This is a genomic window from Lachnoclostridium sp. An131, assembly GCF_002160825.1.
Taxonomy (GTDB): Bacteria; Bacillota; Clostridia; order Lachnospirales; family Lachnospiraceae; genus Laedolimicola.
Window position 1 is genome coordinate 106,198 of the sequence record NZ_NFLI01000008.1, and the last position, 17,714, is coordinate 123,911.

At 52.0% G+C, this 17,714-nt stretch carries 18 protein-coding genes; all 18 read right to left on the reverse strand.

The window, feature by feature from the left end; all coding sequences use genetic code 11:
- Nucleotides 1–14: 14 nt before the first annotated feature.
- Nucleotides 15–1,781 (reverse strand): V-type ATP synthase subunit A, encoded by a 1,767-nt coding sequence (locus B5E77_RS08250; protein ID WP_087164891.1) that lies wholly within the window; start codon nucleotides 1,779–1,781, stop codon nucleotides 15–17.
- Complete coding sequence (locus tag B5E77_RS08255) at nucleotides 1,774–2,361, reverse strand: V-type ATP synthase subunit E (RefSeq protein WP_087164892.1); 588 nt, start codon at nucleotides 2,359–2,361, stop codon at nucleotides 1,774–1,776. Before B5E77_RS08255 ends, B5E77_RS08250 begins: the two co-directional genes overlap by 8 nt.
- 60 nt (nucleotides 2,362–2,421) lie before the next feature.
- Nucleotides 2,422–2,730 (reverse strand): V-type ATP synthase subunit F, encoded by a 309-nt coding sequence (locus B5E77_RS08260; protein WP_087164893.1) that lies wholly within the window; start codon nucleotides 2,728–2,730, stop codon nucleotides 2,422–2,424.
- A gap of 28 nt (nucleotides 2,731–2,758) precedes the next feature.
- The gene (locus B5E77_RS08265; protein ID WP_087164894.1) at nucleotides 2,759–3,217 is read right to left on the reverse strand and encodes an ATP synthase subunit C; all 459 of its coding nucleotides are present in this window, start codon (nucleotides 3,215–3,217) and stop codon (nucleotides 2,759–2,761) included.
- A gap of 69 nt (nucleotides 3,218–3,286) precedes the next feature.
- Nucleotides 3,287–5,215: a V-type ATP synthase subunit I gene (locus B5E77_RS08270; protein WP_087164895.1), complete on the reverse strand. Its 1,929-nt coding sequence runs from the start codon at nucleotides 5,213–5,215 to the stop codon at nucleotides 3,287–3,289.
- 15 nt (nucleotides 5,216–5,230) lie between these two features.
- Nucleotides 5,231–6,289, reverse strand: a complete 1,059-nt coding sequence (locus B5E77_RS08275; RefSeq protein WP_087164896.1) for a V-type ATPase subunit — start codon at nucleotides 6,287–6,289, stop codon at nucleotides 5,231–5,233.
- A 2-nt stretch (nucleotides 6,290–6,291) separates the two neighbouring features.
- A complete protein-coding gene (locus B5E77_RS08280) occupies nucleotides 6,292–6,612 on the reverse strand; it encodes a hypothetical protein (protein ID WP_087164897.1) in 321 nt (106 codons plus the stop codon).
- A 252-nt stretch (nucleotides 6,613–6,864) separates the two neighbouring features.
- Complete coding sequence (gene rpsU / locus B5E77_RS08285; protein WP_004054229.1) at nucleotides 6,865–7,041, reverse strand: 30S ribosomal protein S21; 177 nt, start codon at nucleotides 7,039–7,041, stop codon at nucleotides 6,865–6,867.
- Between the two features lie 163 nt (nucleotides 7,042–7,204).
- Nucleotides 7,205–8,590 (reverse strand): lipase family alpha/beta hydrolase, encoded by a 1,386-nt coding sequence (locus B5E77_RS08290; RefSeq protein WP_087164898.1) that lies wholly within the window; start codon nucleotides 8,588–8,590, stop codon nucleotides 7,205–7,207.
- Between the two features lie 21 nt (nucleotides 8,591–8,611).
- On the reverse strand, nucleotides 8,612–10,171 hold the full coding sequence (locus B5E77_RS08295) for an ASKHA domain-containing protein (RefSeq protein ID WP_087164956.1): 1,560 nt from the start codon (nucleotides 10,169–10,171) through the stop codon (nucleotides 8,612–8,614).
- Nucleotides 10,172–10,175: 4 nt separating this feature from the next.
- Nucleotides 10,176–11,192, reverse strand: a complete 1,017-nt coding sequence (gene ilvC / locus B5E77_RS08300; protein ID WP_087164899.1) for a ketol-acid reductoisomerase — start codon at nucleotides 11,190–11,192, stop codon at nucleotides 10,176–10,178.
- Nucleotides 11,193–11,224: 32 nt separating this feature from the next.
- Nucleotides 11,225–11,758 carry an acetolactate synthase small subunit gene (gene ilvN / locus B5E77_RS08305; RefSeq protein ID WP_087164900.1) on the reverse strand — a complete coding sequence of 178 codons (534 nt, stop codon included), beginning with the start codon at nucleotides 11,756–11,758 and terminating at the stop codon, nucleotides 11,225–11,227.
- A gap of 184 nt (nucleotides 11,759–11,942) precedes the next feature.
- Nucleotides 11,943–12,737: an ABC transporter ATP-binding protein gene (locus B5E77_RS08310; RefSeq protein WP_087164901.1), complete on the reverse strand. Its 795-nt coding sequence runs from the start codon at nucleotides 12,735–12,737 to the stop codon at nucleotides 11,943–11,945.
- Complete coding sequence (locus B5E77_RS08315) at nucleotides 12,730–13,650, reverse strand: ABC transporter permease subunit (protein WP_087164957.1); 921 nt, start codon at nucleotides 13,648–13,650, stop codon at nucleotides 12,730–12,732. Before B5E77_RS08315 ends, B5E77_RS08310 begins: the two co-directional genes overlap by 8 nt.
- Nucleotides 13,651–13,846: 196 nt before the next feature.
- Complete coding sequence (locus B5E77_RS08320) at nucleotides 13,847–14,911, reverse strand: ABC transporter substrate-binding protein (RefSeq protein ID WP_087164902.1); 1,065 nt, start codon at nucleotides 14,909–14,911, stop codon at nucleotides 13,847–13,849.
- A 268-nt stretch (nucleotides 14,912–15,179) separates the two neighbouring features.
- The gene (locus B5E77_RS08325) at nucleotides 15,180–15,704 is read right to left on the reverse strand and encodes a hypothetical protein (RefSeq protein ID WP_087164903.1); all 525 of its coding nucleotides are present in this window, start codon (nucleotides 15,702–15,704) and stop codon (nucleotides 15,180–15,182) included.
- On the reverse strand, nucleotides 15,694–16,575 hold the full coding sequence (locus B5E77_RS08330) for a hypothetical protein (protein WP_087164904.1): 882 nt from the start codon (nucleotides 16,573–16,575) through the stop codon (nucleotides 15,694–15,696). Before B5E77_RS08330 ends, B5E77_RS08325 begins: the two co-directional genes overlap by 11 nt.
- A gap of 92 nt (nucleotides 16,576–16,667) precedes the next feature.
- Nucleotides 16,668–17,678 (reverse strand): NAD(P)H-dependent glycerol-3-phosphate dehydrogenase, encoded by a 1,011-nt coding sequence (locus tag B5E77_RS08335; protein ID WP_087164905.1) that lies wholly within the window; start codon nucleotides 17,676–17,678, stop codon nucleotides 16,668–16,670.
- Nucleotides 17,679–17,714 lie beyond the last annotated feature (36 nt).

Sequence of the window (17,714 nt, forward strand, 5' to 3'; positions counted from 1 at the left end):
ATAATTCATCCCCCTTATGCGTTCTTTTCCAGTACGTGATCATAGAACTCGTCAATCGCTTTTTTATAATCCTCAAACATCTCGAGGCGATCGTTGGGCACATCATACTTGATGGCGATGACCTTCTCGAAGATATTTTCCGACTTCAGCACAGACATGGGCATACCCATGGTAATCAGAGCCTTCGCCCTGTCGTACAGATAGAGAATCGTCTCCATCATCTTCATCTGCTTTTCCATCGGCACGCAGGTGTCTTCCGGATGGAAGGCGTTCTGCTGCAGGAAGCCCAGACGCACAACTCTGGAAATCTCCAGCACCAGCTTCTGGTCATCGGGAAGCACGTCGCTTCCGATCAGCTTTACGATCTCCATCAGGCTGCTCTCCTGATTCAGAATCACCATCAGACGGTTGCGGCAGTCCATAAAGTCCTTTGCCACATGATCCTTATACCAGGGCGCCAGATCGGAGATGTACTCGCTGTAGCTGGACAGCCAGTGAATTGCCGGATAATGGCGGGCATAAGCCAGAGACTTGTCCAGTCCCCAGAAGCAGCGCACGAAACGCTTGGTATTCTGCGTAACCGGCTCGGAGAAATCGCCTCCCTGGGGAGATACGGCTCCGATGATGGATACGCTTCCTTCTGTGCCGTTTAAGTTCATCATCATGCCGGCGCGCTCATAGAAGGCTGACAGACGGGACGCCAGATAAGCCGGGAAGCCTTCCTCCGCAGGCATCTCCTCCAGACGTCCAGACAGCTCACGCAAGGCCTCCGCCCAACGGGAGGTGGAGTCTGCCATGATCGCCACATCATAGCCCATGTCACGGTAATACTCTGCCAGCGTTACACCCGTATAAATACTTGCCTCACGGGCAGCCACAGGCATGTTTGAAGTATTGGCAATCAGCGTGGTACGGTCCATCAGGGGATTTCCGTTCCGCGGGTCTACCAGCTTGGAGAAATCCTCCAGTACCTGAGTCATCTCGTTTCCACGCTCTCCGCAGCCGATATAGATGATAATATCTGCGTCAGACCACTTTGCGATCTGATGCTGGGTCATGGTCTTTCCGGTACCGAAGCCTCCGGGGATGGCTGCCGTTCCGCCCTTTGCGATTGGGAACAGGGTATCCAGGATACGCTGTCCCGTGATCAGCGGCTTCGCAGCCGGATAACGCTTTCTCGTGGGACGGGGCACACGGATGGGCCATTTCTGCATCATGGTCAGTTCCTTCTCGGAACCGTCGTCCAGCTGCAGAACGGCAATCGTATCCTTGATCGTATACTGTCCGTCCGGCATGACCTTGATAAGCGTTCCCTCCAGATCCGGAGGAACCATAACCTTATGCACAATCGCTTTTGTCTCCGGCACCTCACAGAGGATGGTGCCGCCGCGCACACGGTCGCCCGCCTTTACTACCATGTGGGCGTCCCAGAGCTTTGTCTGATCCAGGGAATCCACCACGGTACCGCGGGTGATATACGCGCCCCCGGTCTTTGCGATCTCGCTTAAGGGACGCTCGATTCCGTCAAAAATATTGTGAAGAATACCCGGCGCAAGCACAACGGAGATGGCGTCTCCGGTAGCCTCTACAAGCTCGCCCGGCTTCAGTCCTGTAGTCTCCTCAAAGACCTGAATTGTCGTGATATCCTGATTCAGGCCAATGACCTCTCCTACCAGCTTTTCCTTGCCTACATAAACCATCTCTGACATCTTAAAGCCGGTATTTCCCTTCAGGTAGATGACGGGGCCGTTGATTCCGTAAATAACACCTGTTCTATTCATGGACAGCCCCTCCTTTTAGCTGGAAATGCTCCTTGGCTTCCGCGATTTTCGTCTCAAACGAATTGTCAATCAGAATATTTCTCGCCGGGAGAACCGCACGGGTTCCTCCCTGAAAAGAATATGTGCTGACCGTCACCGGAGCTCCAATCTCCGCCTCGATACTATATTGAATCTGGGCGTCCGACGGATCGATATAAAGTATGATTTCCTCTCCGCCCGCGAATTCCATGGCTTCCCGGAACTGGCGCACCAGCATCTGATGATACTCCCTGGTTTCCGCGAAACGGGCCAGCATATCCTTCACTTCCACAAACAGCTTGTCCTTCAGTTCTGCCTGGCGCTTGCTCAGCATTCTCCGGATCTCAATCTGCGCTTCGGAAGCCTGCTTGTTATTCTCGCTGACGAGACGGGCCGTCTCTGTCTTGATTTCCAGATCAGCCTGACGCTTTTTCTTTTCCTTGTGCTCCTGAAAAATCTTTTCCAGGGCGTCTGTATATTCGCGGAGCATGGTGTTGCTTTTATTTCTCGCCTCTTCCATGGCGTACATGGTAAAATGCTGCAGTTTTTCTTCTGTCGTCATCACGATCCACCTTCCTTCTTCCTGGTCGTAACAGTGCAGCCAGACTGCCTGCTGCTCCTGTTACAGTTTAACTCCCACAGCCTCATTGACATAAGAAGTGATAAAGTTCTCTTCCCTGGTCGTACCGTGACGGTCGGGAATCTCAATGAGGAGCGGCAGGCTGCGGCTCAGACGGACTTCATTGATCAGATCCGGGAACTCCCGGCCGAACTTCTCCGTCAGTATGATCACCGCGACCTCTTTATCTGCCAGCACACGATCAAGCTCTTCTTTCAGCTCTTCTCTCTCATGCACCACGGCGCCCTCAATCCCTGCCAGGCGCATACCTGTACAGGTGTCCACATTATCACTTATCAGATACATCTTCATAGGAATTCCTTCCTTTCAGGCGGGCTGCTTATAACTGTCCAAGAATCATAAAGGAGATGATAAGTCCGTACAGAGCGATACCTTCGGCCATAGCTACGAAGATCATGGACTTACCGAAGATACTCTGATCCTCGCTGATGGCTCCCAGAGCCGCGCTTGCAGAGGAAGCTACGGCGATACCGGAACCGATGCCGGAAAGGCTTGTAGCCAGAGCTGCCGCAATGTATCCAAGGCCGGAAGACAGACCGCCTGCTGCCGCGCCTGTCGCAGCCACGTCTGCTGCCGCCTCAGCAGCCTGTACGCTTCCTGCTCCGCCCAGAGACAGGATAGAAGCCAGCGCCAGGGTTCCAAAGAAGAAGAAACAGTTACATGCAAGCGATCTCTTATAGCGCCTGCGGTTCTTTTCTCCCAGGAAATATGCGCCAAACGGAACGATAATACTTAAAATTAATGCTGCAACCAGTAATACTCTCACTACCATAGACATTTCATTTTCCTCCTTAAATACCTTTAGATATTTATATTTAAATTTTTATTGCTGTTATTGTGAAGCTTTTTATTTCTTCATCTCATAGGGCTTGAACGCATGTCCGGTTCCCTTGTAGAAACGGCTGAACAGCTCGTAGTATTCCAGCCTCAGCACCTGAATACCTACAATCAGTCCCTCCATCGCGCAGACGAAGGCGTTGCCCAGAACAATCACAATCCAGTTGCCGCTGCCGCCGTTCGTAAATCCGGCCAGCATCAGCACAACCTCCATCATGGCCGCATGGCTGACCGCGAAAGCGCCGATACGGACGAAGGACAGCGTATTCGAGAAGAAGCTCAAAAGCACCTCAAACATCTCGAAAAAGGTCTGCACCAGATACATCGGAATGCCGTCGTCAAACTTCGCCTTTTTCTTCTCCAGCCAGGCTCCCAGGGGCTCCTTAAAGGCCATAGCCAGAAGCGGAACGCCAAGGATGAGCACCAGAATAATCGCCGCCGGAAGAGCGTGGCCGCTCATGAACAGAATCAGGCAGGCAACCAGGAAGCCGTAAAACAGAAAGCCTGCGACTCCGTTTGTATCAAACCAGGTCCCTTCTGCGTCATGGTTGCGGACACATACGATAATATGCATAATCATGGCTGTCAGGATCAGGAACATTCCAAAGACAATGGCCACTACAAACACCGTATTCATCTGTCCTATCACAGGCAGCGTCATCATGGCCTCCTTGGGCTTCAGCCAGATGTGCTTGATCAGTGTATCCTCGAAGCCGAAAAAGCTGCCGTACATAAAACCGAAGAAGGTGGAAAATACACCTGCGCTGGCGATGATCGCCGCCAAATCCATTCCCTTCTTTTTATAAAGGAAGAGGCCGCCCAAAAGAAGGACAAGTCCCTGGCCCACATCTCCGAACATGGCGCCGAAAACAAACGCATAGGTCAGCGCCACAAACATGGTCGGGTCTATCTCGTTATAGGCCGGAAGCCCGTACATCTTCACATACATCTCAAAGGGACGGAAGAGCTTGAAATTCTTCAGCTTTGTGGGCGGCGTGCTGAAAATGTTGTCATGGTCATCCTCTACCACCACAAAGGCCTGCTCATCCTCCTCAATCTCCTTCTGGAAGGCGTCTGCCTGATCCTCCGGCATCCAGCCGCAGAGAATATAGAAAACATTGTTCTTTTCTCTCGTCAGAGCCGCGAATTTGCGGATGTCAAAGCTTGCGGAACGCTTTTCCAGGAACTGGAGCGCTCCTGCCAGCTCATCTGCGTGATCCGCCACCACATCCGTCATGGCCTGATCCACCTCTGCCAGCTTCTGATCCAGTCCGGCCGCCTTCTTCTGCAGAGCCTCATAGGCCTGGCTGGGCGTCCCTTCATATTCATCCGGCAGGTAGAAGTGCTCAAAATGCATGGACGCATAGACAGCGTCGATTCTGTCCGACATGGAAGCAGGCACAAAGTACACGCCCCACACGTATTCGTCATCGCTGCTGCATATATAGAAAATCGTATCCAGCGTGTCATAGACATACCGCTCAAATTTATCAAAATATTCCTTGGAAATCCGCCCGAAACGGTATTTCACATAACGGAATTTCAGAAGGCTGTGGACATCAAACACAAGTCCCCGGAAGGGATCGATATCCTCCATCAGGCTTTTGCATTTCTCCCTCTTTTCGGAAAGCTCAGCCCTCTGGTTGCGAAGCTCGGTCAGATGGCTCTCCGCTTCCTTCAGGATTGCCTCTGCCTGCTCCGGCGTCATGTCAGGAAACTCCTTGTCCGTCTTCAGTCCGGCGGGAAGGTATTCCTTCGCCTGACGGATCAGCTCCTCATAGGGATTCTTGTCCGTATAGGCCCTCAAATTTCGTACCGTCTTAAGCTCTGTCAGGGCATTCTCCAGCTGAATCTCATACTTGGAAAGATATTGAGCGGCCATGCGTTCAATATCGTCCTTCGGCCCTGTGACGCTTAAGAACTTCATTTTAACAATCACTTGCTGCTACCTCCTCTACTGTGTGCTTCCGTCCTTCGTCTGCTCCACGTATTTCAGTGTCTCCTCGGGCGGCAGGCCATATCTGACACCCTCCAGCACAGTGGTCAGCTTATCCAGCTCCCTCTCTTTTTCAAAAATATAGCTGGTAATTACTGCCATCGAATACGGATTGCTCCGTTTTTCTTCCCCATAAATTTTTCGGATTACCTGATTGAATATACTCTCCAGCTTCTGTCCGTCCAGCTCCAGAAATTTCTTTCCATAATAAGTCTTCCGGATCACATCCTCCAGCTCCTTCTCATCCGCGGCAGTCACCATGCTTCGGATATCGCTGTCATGCAGCCGGTAATTAATCGGAATCAGAAGCGTATAGGTTGAAACCTCACTTAGCTGGTAATATTTTTTTGCCCGGTAAATCCACATCATATTCAGCAAATCAATCTTGCTTCCCAGGCTTTTTGTCAGGAGCTCCTGCTCCTTCCCCTTCAAAAGCTTATCCTTCTGCTTCCAGATCATGGAAAAATAGTAGAGATCCAGGGTCATTTCATAATCAAACAGGCTGGTCCGTTCTGTCTGCTCCAGCTTCTGAAGCACCCTGTAATAATGCGTATCCTTCAACGCCTCCAGAATCTCCGGTACCGTCACGGCTTCCGAAAGCTTATCCAGAGGAATCTCTGTGAAGTGCTGTATGGCGGCACGGAATTCCTTCTCCTCAGCCGTCCTGTCTCCATGATTAAATGCCCGCCGGAAAGCCCGCTTCAGAACGGCAATCTCAAACTTACTGAAATACAGCTTCAGGACACTCTTCTGGCTTCTGTCACAAAACCGGTAAATTTTTGTAAAGTCATGATATAAGGTTCCAATCAGAAGCCTTTCAATCTGCCCGCGGTGAAGCTGCGTCTCATCCAGACTGCCAAATACGGTCTCGTATGCGGGGATTCTCTTCAGATAAGCCACTGCCTGAGGCACATTCGGCATCTCCGCCAGTCTGCGGTAATCCTCTTCCTTCAGAAGGCGGCTCTCCATGGCCCGTATCTTCGTGGCAATGGCGCTGTATTTCATCAGACTGCCCATGCCTACTCTCCTATCATTCTGCGGAAAATTCCTTCCGCCAGCTTCTCATGGTTCTGGCGGTATTCCTGCTCTATGGCGCCAAGCTCGCGTTCCGTCTCAAGCCTCATCTTCAGCAGTTCGTTTTCGGCCTCTGCCTTCAGCTTTGCATTCAGAGTTTTCAGCTTTTCCTCTGTCTGGGAATCCATCTCTGCGTCAAAGGCCTTCGTTTTTTCTTTGTATTTCGCAGCAATCTCTTTTTTCTGCTCTATTGCCTTTTCCTCCAGAGAAACAGCCGCACTTTCGATCTCAGAAAGCCTGCTGAGCACAGTCTCCATCTGTTCCATGCGATTTCCTCCTGTCTCATGTCAATGAAGTCTATCGGCCGGCAGCGGCCCCCCTGCCTGATGCCAACCAAATTATCTCACTTATACTATATCTTTTTTGTGCAAAAAGCTATAGTAAAAATGACAAAAAAGTAATTTTTTCTTTCTGTTTTTCTTGGTATTTGTGCAGATTTTTTTGTTCCGTCCTTCCGGAGACCAAAATTTTATCCCGAAAAAATTCCCCGACATCCGCCGGGGAATTTTACGCACAATTTAGTTGTATTTACGCTTTCTCGCTGCTTCAGACTTCTTCTTACGTCTTACGCTGGGCTTCTCGTAATGCTCTCTCTTACGAATCTCCTGCTGAATACCGGCTTTCGCACAGTTTCTCTTAAAACGACGCAGAGCGCTATCTAAAGTCTCGTTCTCTTTTACGATTACATTCGACATAGTACCACACCTAACCTCCCTCCAGTTGTATATTGTGCACTAGACAACTGTCTGGGTAATATACCTTCAACTGCCGAGCACTCACACAATCTGCTGCTGAAGGGATCGTTGCACAAATAAGATTATAGTGTTTGAACGGGCTTCTGTCAATACTTTTTTGTTTTCAGAATCCTCTCTCTTTCAGCTCCGCCACAATCTGCACATACGTCTCCACCACATCAAAGCCCTTATAATCCTGCCTCTTCAGGTCAATGATATCGCCGTGGGAAATTCCCCGCAGCCTTTTATTAGAAAAAACGCCACGAAATTCGCCCCATTTGGCAGATTCCACACTGACCAGGCCGTCGTTTTCTCCTTCCAGGGGACGAATCATACAGTATGGTATGGAAAGCAGCAGATGGCTGAACGGATTTTTCATCTTTGAGGTATAGCTCTGGTAATAGACTCCCGGCATATCCGGTGTCTTTTCATTAAAACGGGCGCTTGCCTCTGTAGAAAACTGTCGGGTGGCCGTATAAAAATCCGGAGCCTTGTCACCAAATCTGGCAAACGTCCGGTCAAAGCAGCCTGCCACAAAGCGGTAAAAGCTCTCCGGCAGGCGGCAGGCATAATCCACAAAGCGGCAGCCTCTGTGCGGCGTATTCATCGTCGTAAGAGAGGCCACAAAGGGACTCATGCCAAGGGTGGAAATCGCGCAGCGCGCATCCAGCCCTCCTTTGGAATGGGCGATGATATTCACCTTCTCCACGCCTGTCTCCTCCCGGATCTGCAGGATCCTTTTTCGGATGTCCTCCGCATTGTATGCAATGGTTCCCAGCGCCTCCTGATTTCCATAATAAACGACCGCCCCATTCCGTTTCAGCTCTAGGGGAATCCGGCCCCAGTAGTTGAAATACCGGAGATCCCGGAAACCGATTCCGTGAACCAGCAGAAGCGGATACCGTGTAGCGCAGAGGTCGGAATCTACCCTCAGAGCGCGAAGCTCTGCCTTTTCTCTTTCAAAATCATATTCCTCATAGACCAGGCGGCAGACATACAAAAGCACAGCCAGATTTACGACAGGAATCCACCAGGTAAGCAGCATCACGATCCGCCGGACGATACTCAGCCTCCTGGAGGTGAAAAAGATCCGCAGCGCCCCCACGCCAAGCAGAGACAGAATCCCTGTCACAGCCAAAAGCATATCTGAAATCCAGAATCCCCCTCCGAATGCACGAAGTATTCCAGATTCAGTCCATGAAAAAATACAGGCTATGAAAATCTGAGCTGCCATCCCGTAAAGGCCCCAGAAGACGCTTCGCCGGCCTCCCATCATCATCCGCACCCGGAGCCCTGTCTTTCCTCCATCATGAACAGGCCCTGCCAAAATCCAGAGGTATGTGCCGGCGCAGAGAAAAAATACCGCGGCCAGCCATACGATCAGCTCCAGAAAATCATAATCAAATTTATCCCCAATCATGATGCCTGTCAGCCAAAAAAGAGTAACAGGCAGATTAAGTGCACAGGGTATGACAATCGCCAGATACAGTTTTTTCAGGAATCGATTCATAATCCCCCCTCCAGCTTTTCCTTAACTGTTCTTTTCTCTCTCCTTCAGCCGTTTTACTACTGACGGATACCTCTGCAGATCTGTATGGGGAATCGCCGCAGCCGCCACCATCAGATGCAGGAAGTCTTCCACCGTTCCAAACTGCACATACTGCATCCGGCCCACAATCTCCTCTGCCCTTGCTGCCAGGGAACGGTCAAGCAGCAGTCTTTCCGCACCTTTCAAAGAGGTATTTCCCGGAGAAATGATTTTATCCCGGCTGATATCCGGATACAGGCCGATAGTCACCGCCGACTCCTTATCCAGATGTGTGCCAAAGGCTCCTGCCACATAAAAACGCGCCACGTCATCCATCGTAAGGCCGATAAGGTTCATCATGTATTCCACCATCGTCATGGCAGCCGCTTTCGTCTTCAGGAACTCGTCAATGTCGTCCTGATAAAAGTAAAGCCCCGGCGCATACTCTACCGCAAGCTCAGCTTCCTCCTCTTCCCGTCCCGGAATCCGGACTACCTCCGGCGCCTCCTCCCGGAATTTCCCGCGCAGATCGATCCAGCCGTTTAAGAACAGCTCTGCGATCAGATCCACAATCCCGGAGCCGCAGATTCCTTTCGCCTCTCCTTCTCCAATCACATGAGCCTTCAGCCTGCCCTGCTCCGTCTCTACCCGGTCTACCGCTCCGCTCTCCGCCCGCATTCCCGTGTGGACGACGCCGCCCTCCAGGGCCGGTCCCGCTGCTCCGGCCCCGGCCAGAAGAAACTCCCTGTTCCCTACTACCAGTTCTCCGTTCGTCCCCACATCCAGAAAGACGCTGATCTCCTCCTGATCCGGGATGCCTGTAGCCAGCATCCCGCTGACGATATCTCCGCCCAGATAATTTTCCACTCCGGGACAGCAGTATACAAAGCCATTTATGGGGATCCCAAGCTCTTCTCCCCGGCAGATATCAGGCGCAAGCGTCTGCACCGCATAAGGAGTCTGAAACACGCCGAAGGCGTCCAGTCCCAGCAGGAAATGAATCATAGCCGTATTTCCGGAAACGATCAGCACCGGGCAGGAAAACGTATCGACTCCGGTCTTTTCCTTCAGAAGCTCAATAAGCGTCTGGAACCCCTGCGCCGTCGCCCTCTGAAGCCGCTTCCGGTGCTCTGGCTGATCCTTCGTATAAAAGATGCGGCTTAAAATATCCTCTCCCCAGTTAATCTGAGGGTTAAAGATGCTCTCTGCCCCCAGAATCTCTCCTGTGTTCAGGTCAGCCAGCTCCATCAGAATGGTCGTGCTTCCCAGATCCGCGCAGAGGCCGTAATGGGCTCCTGTCGTGTCTCCCGGCTCCAGCTTCAAAAGCTCCCAGCCGCGGCCGTCGAAGCCGACAGTAGCGGTCACCCGGAAGTCTCCCTGCGTGCAGACCGCCTGTGCGTCCTGCAGGGCTGCCGGACGCATCCGGATATAAGCCGCCTCTTCCTCCAGCCGGAAAGGACCACTGTCCTCCAGGGCGGCTGTAAGCCGCTCCTGCAGCGGACGGTGGTCCTCTTCGGAAGGCTTCGGAAGCTCAAGATAAATCTTTTTGCTCCAGCTCTTCATCCTTTTAGTTGTCCAGCAGCTTGTCCTGGTCATTCCAGCTGTACAGCTTCCGGATCTCCTTTCCGATCTTCTCTGACGGATGCTCAGAAGCCAGCTTTCTCATCGCTTTGAAATGAGCCTGTCCGCCTGCCGGAGACATATCAAGCAGGAATTCCTTTGCAAAGGAGCCGTCCTGGATATCCTTCAGAATCTTTCTCATGGCGTTCCTGGTATCCTCGGTGATGATCTTCGGTCCGGTGATGTAATCGCCGTATTCAGCCGTATTGGAAATGGAGTAGCGCATTCCCTCGAAGCCAGACTGATAAATCAGGTCTACGATCAGCTTCATCTCATGCACACACTCAAAGTACGCATTTCTCGGATCGTAGCCTGCCTCTACCAGAGTATCGAAGCCTGCCTGCATCAGGGCGCATACGCCGCCGCAGAGCACTGCCTGCTCACCGAACAGGTCTGTCTCAGTCTCTGTACGGAAGGTGGTTTCCAGGATTCCGGCTCTTGCTCCGCCGATAGCCAGACCATAAGCCAGAGCATACTCCAGAGCCTTTCCTGTAGCATCCTGATGTACCGCTACCAGACAGGGAGTTCCCTTTCCTGCCTGATACTCGCTTCTTACCGTGTGGCCCGGTGCCTTCGGAGCGATCATGGTTACGTCTACGTTCTTGGGCGGAACGATCTGATTGAAGTGAATATTGAAGCCATGGGAGAACATCAGCATATTGCCCTCCTCCAGGTTCGGCTCGATATCCTTCTTGTACATGGCAGCCTGCAGCTCGTCATTGATCAGGATCATAATAATATCCGCTCTCTTTGCAGCCTCGGCAGCTGTATAAACCTCAAAGCCCTGTGCCTCTGCGCGCGCCCAGGATTTGCTTCCCTCATAAAGTCCGATAATCACATTGCAGCCGGATTCCTTTGCATTCAGAGCCTGCGCATGGCCCTGGCTTCCGTAGCCGATTACCGCAATCGTCTTACCCTCCAGAAGGGAAAGATTGCAGTCCTCCTGATAATAGATCTTTGCCATTTTTTCATTCCTCCATTTTGTTTAATTTATGTCTAGCTGAAGTCGTAATCCATCAGCTTGCCATCCTCGCCATACATCTTTACGTCAAAGGTTCCACGGGAAAGTCCTGTGATTCCAGTCCGTGCCAGCTCAAGAATCTCATAACCGCTCAAGAGATCGATAAACGCATCTACCTTGGACTGATTTCCTGTCAATTCAATCACAAGAGAGCCTTTGGCCACATCCACAATCTTGGCCCGGAAAATATTTGCCACCGCAATCAGGGACTGGCGGTTTTCCTCACTCACCTTGATCTTAATCATAATCAGCTCCCGGCAGATAGAGCTTTCCGGCTCCAGGCGCTTGATATCAATCACGTCCACCAGCTTATTCAGCTGATTTTCGATCTGCTGCAGAATGATCTCATCCCCCTTGGCTACCACAGTCGCCCGGGAATAGCGGTCGTCCGCAGTTCTGCCCACAGTCAGGCTGTCAATATTGTAGCCCCGGCGGCTGAACAGGCCTGAAATGCGGCTCAGCACACCGGAAGTATTGTCTACCAGAATGGAAAACACAACTCGCTTCATTTGCTCACACTCCTTGTTCCTTAATCTCTTGCATCCGCCCGGAAATCCGCTCCTGACGGAGTTCTGTTCTCCGGGCAGAAACAATGCCGTTCTATGAATTGTAGCAATTTCTGCCCGCCTTGTCAATGCGCGGACCTTTCCAGGGCTGTGGCTTCACATACTTTTTACACATCCGCCCCGGCGCTTAAGCCAGCATCATCCGGTCGTTAGCGAATTCTCCGCCGCTGGCCTGCTCAAATTTCTCCAGAAGATCCGAAACCTTCAGCTTCTTCTTTTCCTCCCCGGCCACATCATAAATGATATGACCGTCATACATCATGATCAGGCGGTTTCCGTGAACAATGGCATCCTTCATATTATGCGTAATCATCATAGTAGTCAGGTTATTTTCCTTCACTACCCGGTCTGTGGCCTCCAGCACCTTGGCAGCCGTCTTCGGGTCAAGCGCCGCCGTATGCTCATCCAGAAGAAGGATGCTCGGCTTCTTCAGCGTCGCCATCAGAAGGGTCAGCGCCTGGCGCTGTCCGCCTGACAGAAGCCTTACCTTTGTCGTCATCCGGTCCTCAAGCCCCAGGCCGAGCGCAGCCAGACGTTCCTGATAGTATTTGCGCTCCTTGTGGGTAATTCCCGGCTTCAGGAAGCGGAACTCCCCGCGTCTTGCCGCAAGCGCCAGATTTTCTTCTATCTGCATGCCGGCCGCCGTGCCCGTCATCGGATCCTGGAATACGCGCCCCAGGTATTTTGCTCTCTTATGCTCCGGCAGCCTTGTCACATCCACGTTATCTATGAAAATTTTTCCCTCGTCCACAGGCCAGACGCCTGCCACCGCGTTCAGCATCGTAGATTTGCCGGCTCCGTTTCCGCCGATGACCGTGACGAAATCGCCTTCCTTCAGCTCCAGATTGAGACCGCTTAACGCCGTTTTCTCATTGACGGTTCCCGCGTTAAAGGTCTTCCAGATTCCTTCCATCCTAAGCATTGGACGCACCTCCCCGTTTTACAGGTTTTGAAAAATACTTGCCCTTCAGATAAGGCACTGCCAGGAACACTGCCACTACCAGAGCTGAGATGAGCTTCATGTCATTTGCATTCAGGCCTGCCGTGATGACCACCTGATACACCACCCAGTAAATGATGGCTCCCAGTACCACTGATACCAGCTTAAATGCAAAATTCCGGCTGATCTTTCCAAACAGCACATTGCCGATGATGACGGCTGCCAGGCCAATGACGATAGCGCCGCGGCCTGCGTTTACATCCGCAAAGCCCTGATACTGGGCGTAAAGAGCGCTGGAGAGCGCCACAATGCCGTTGGAGAGCATCAGGCCTACCAGCTTGCTGGTATTGGTATTGATTCCCTGCGCTCTGGACATATTTTCGTTATTTCCGGTTGCGCGAATCGCACATCCGAGATCCGTCCCGAAGAACCAGTAAAGAACTGCTATCAGGACAACCACAAAGATAGCAGATACAAAAATGGTATTCTGATAAAATGGCACGTCCCTGACCCAGCGGAGGGAAACGATCTGATCGTATTTTCCAAAGGCAAGCGCAACGTTCGCTTTCTCATCCATAATCCTCAAATTTACGGAATACAGCCCCAGCTGCGTCAGAATTCCCGCCAGAATCGCCGGAATCCCCATGGCCGTGTGAAAAAGCCCTGTCACCAGACCGGCAGCCATGCCTGCCAAAAACGCTACAAACAGGGAAACACCTACCGAGTGTCCGCTCTGCATCATCATAATGCATACCGCTCCTCCGGTCGCCATCGTTCCATCCACAGTCAGATCCGCCAGATCCAGCACTTTATAAGTGATGTAGACTCCTATCGCCATGATCCCCCAGATCAGTCCCTGAGCGACAGGACCCGGAAGGGCGTTGATAAACTTCATGATTTCCACCTTATAATTCCTCCTACCTGCGTAATACCGCTTCTACTCTTGCGGCTTCCTCCCGCAAAAAAGCGTACAATCTTCAATAGTATATCAAAAAGCGGAGAAAAAGGGAAGTCCTTTTTCTCCGCTTTTGATAATTTTATCCTGCCAGCCATACAACTACCGCATAGCTGAATCTAAGCACACTGTCCGCTTACTCAGCCGCTGTCTCGATCGCTACATAATCCTCAGGGATTGTCACGCCCATAGCCTCTGCAAGCTCAGGATTGTATTTCTTCGTAAATTCAGGCGCATACTCGATCGGCATCTCAGAGATATCAGACTCTCCAGTCAGTACCTTGACTGCCATATTTCCAGTCGCCACGCCCAGATCATAGTAGCTGATGGAAAGAGTCGCTACTCCGCATCCGCCGCAGATGCCTTCTTCGCCCGCGATGACCGGTACGCCTTCCGGCTCGCAGATGTTCCGGATAATCTCGGTGTTGGACGCCACTGTGTTGTCAGTAGGAACATAGATGACATCGCTCTCTCCTGCAGCTGTCGCAGCTACTGCAGCCAAATCATTGGAATCGGAGAAGGAATACTGTGTACAGGTGTAACCCATTTCCTCCAGGTAACCCTGAACGGTATCTACCTGATACTGGGAATTTGCCTCAGCAGAGCAGTAAAGAAGTCCTACTGTCTCTTTGTCCGGGAACAGCTCCTGAAGCATCGCTGCCTGCTGATCCAGGGGAGCAAGGTCAGAGGTACCGGATACGTTTGTTCCTACCAGGCCGTCAAAGTTATCGATATCCAGCGCTACGCCGTACTCTGTCACAGAGGTTCCCAGAACCGGAATGGAATCCGTTCCCTGGGCTGCCGCCTGAAGAGGCGCTGTCGCGTTCGCAAGAATCAGGTCCACATTGTTGGATACAAACTGGTTGATAATCGTCGCACAGGTCGCGGAATCATTGGAAGCATTCTGCTCATCAAAGGTCACGTTTTCTTCGCCAAGAGCCTCGGTCACGGCGTCCTTAAATCCCTGGGTCGCTGCATCAAGCGCCTCATGCTGTACCAGCTGGCAGATACCGATGACATAGCTGCCGTCTCCGGACGCTTCAGCCGCATCCGCAGTCTCTTCTGCCGTATCAGCCGCATCCGCGGTCTCTTCTGTGGCCTCCGCCTCGGAAGCCGTATCTGCGCTGTCTGTGTTTCCGCCGCAGGCTGCCAGAGAAACGGTCATACCCAGGGCAAGCATCAGTGCTAATAACTTTTTCATAGTAAATCCTCCTGTATCTCCATTTCGCTATCCGGCGCTTTTTCGCCACAACGCTGTGCCGCATTAAAGCGCCGCATCACTTTACACATTGTAACCCGGAAACGAACGTTTGTCAATCGATTTTTTTGCTGGTACGAATCGAAATATACGATATTGCCAAAGCCCGATACCCGGCAGCAGGCGGGCGGAATATTTGCGCCCACAGGCCGTGGGAACAAAATATGGAGAGCGCCAGCTTCCCTGACCGCTCTCCGAACCCTGTTCCTCTTTATTTCTCTTTTCCAATCACGATTTTAAAGGACACTTCCTCCATCGAATAGCCCGGATAATAGGAAGCCGTGATACGTTCCACGCCATCCCTGATCTGTACCACCTCAGAGGCCTTTCCTGTCCTTCCGGGCGGAACACACGGCTCATAATAGCCGTCAAAAAGCGGCTCTTCCGCCTCCTCCTCTGATTCCTCCCAGTAATAATGATCGTACACGTCGTCATAGTCTTCGCCTTCATAATACAGGCTCGGCATCTGATAATAAGCCGCTGCATCTCCCTCATTTCTCACCGAAAAGGTAAGCTCATAGAAGGCATAGCCCTCCTCTGCCTGGACGCCCTCATAGGTGTCTCCCAGTCTGACTGCTCCTTCCGGCTCCACCACGCACCAGGGCTCCTTTTCAGACCCTCCGGAGCCAAAGGAAAGACCGCTGTTCATGAGCGACAGGGCGCCGCCTGCAATGCAGAAAGCAATCCCGATAATCAGAAAGACGACAGAACATCTAGTTTTCTTTTTACTGCTCATCTGTCTCTCCTCCTTTTGCTCCGCTCTCTTCCGCCTCTATCGTAAGATCCACATAATGGCCTGCCAGAAGCCTGCCGCCGTCCCAGTCGCTTCCATCGTATTCGTCAATCCAGAACCGTGCCTCTGACGTCCCCTCTTCCACAAGAAAGGCATACCAGCCGTCACAGCTTTCTTCGCCCATCAAAGCCCACTCATCCAGGACCGGAAATGCGCCCAGCATCTGTCCATAAGGCTCAAAGGCATAAGCAGACAGCATACCATGGTATACGCCGTCCACCTCAAGATAGGGCGGGGCAAGCCGATTATAATCCTCATACATTCCATCTCCCTGCCCTGCTACGTGTACAGCGACCAGCTCCATTCCTTCTTCCATCGCCGCCAGAGTATTCTGATCCGCCAGCTTCTTTATCTCCAGCACCTGTAGGCTTCCCTGCTGAAAGGCAAAGCTTTCTCCCGCCTCATGCGCAGCCGTGCTCAGCGCAGCGTCCGCTTGCGCGCCCGAGCCCGCCTGACTCGCAGCCAAGCGCACAAGCTGGGTTCCAAAATCCACGATACCCAAAATAAAGACCAATATGCTGAATATCAGAAAACCAGAGCCCTTCTTTTTCTTTGTTCGCTTCCTGGCATCTACGCCCCCGAAGCTGGCAGAACCAGACGAAGAGCCGGCAGAGGAAACGTCTGAATACGAGGTATAAGACCCGGGCTTCCCACAGGCCCCTTCTGCCCTGTGATCGGAATCGTCTCCAAAACGGTCATGCAGTTCTCCATGACGTTCTTCCTGGGTTTCCCTCTTGTTAAAGCAGCCGCATTTGGGACAGATTCCATAATATTTCTCATAATCAAAATTTTTATTACAGTTATAGCAGCGCATGGTCTGGTTCCCCCTCTCCTGCCAAAACGCCTGGTTCCTGCCTTTTTAATCGGTTTCCTCCTGCCTTTCTCCGCTCTCCTGCTTTTGTATGCTTAATCCCAGGGAAGCAGAGGATTTTCGATTTTTTTATCCCGCAGCATCAGATCCATCACGGCCTCTCTCGCAGGCTTATCCTCAAACAACACCTGGTTTACCTGTTCAATGATCGGAATCTCTACGCCGTATTTGTGGGCAAGCGCCATGGCTGCCTTGGCAGAATACACTCCTTCTACGACCATCTTCACCTCATCCATGGCCTCCTGCATGGTTTTTCCCTGTCCCATCAGGTATCCTGCCTTCCGGTTCCGGCTGTGTACCGAGGCGCAGGTCACAATCAGATCTCCGATACCAGAAAGGCCGTTGAAGGTCTCCTGACGGCCTCCCATAGCCACGCCAATCCGGCTCATCTCCGCGATACCGCGGGTAATCAGGGCCGCCTTTGTATTGTCGCCATATCCAAGGCCGTCCGCGATGCCCGCCGCCAGCGCAATCACATTTTTCAGCGCGCCGCCCAGCTCGATCCCAAGCATATCCGGACTGGTATACACACGGAACACCTGATTCATAAAAATATTCTGGATAAACTCCGCAGTCTTCCTGTCATGAGCTCCCGCTACCACGGTAGTCGGCAGGCCCCGGCCTACCTCCTCCGCATGGCTCGGCCCGGAAAGAACCGCCGCCCGGCAGTTGGGAATCTCCTGCTCGATAATATCTGTCAGAATCATCAGCGTGCTTTCCTCGATTCCCTTTGCCACATTGACAATCAGCTGGCCGTCCGCCACATAAGGCGCCATGGATCTGGCTGTGCTTCTCGTATACGGGGACGGAACCGCCAGCACCAGAAGCTCCTTATCCCTTACAGTCCCCTCCAGATCCGTCGTGATCAGAATCTCCTCCGGAATTTTCACGCCCGGAAGCTTATCCTTATGCTCATGCTGCGCATTCAGCATATCCACCTCAGGCTGGGAAATGGACCAGACGGATACCTCGTGCCCATTGCTGTGCAGGAGCACAGACAGGGCTGTTCCCCAGCTTCCCGCACCGATAACGCCTACTTTTGCCATGATAGTTTCTCTCCTTTAACTTTTATTTTCCTTAAT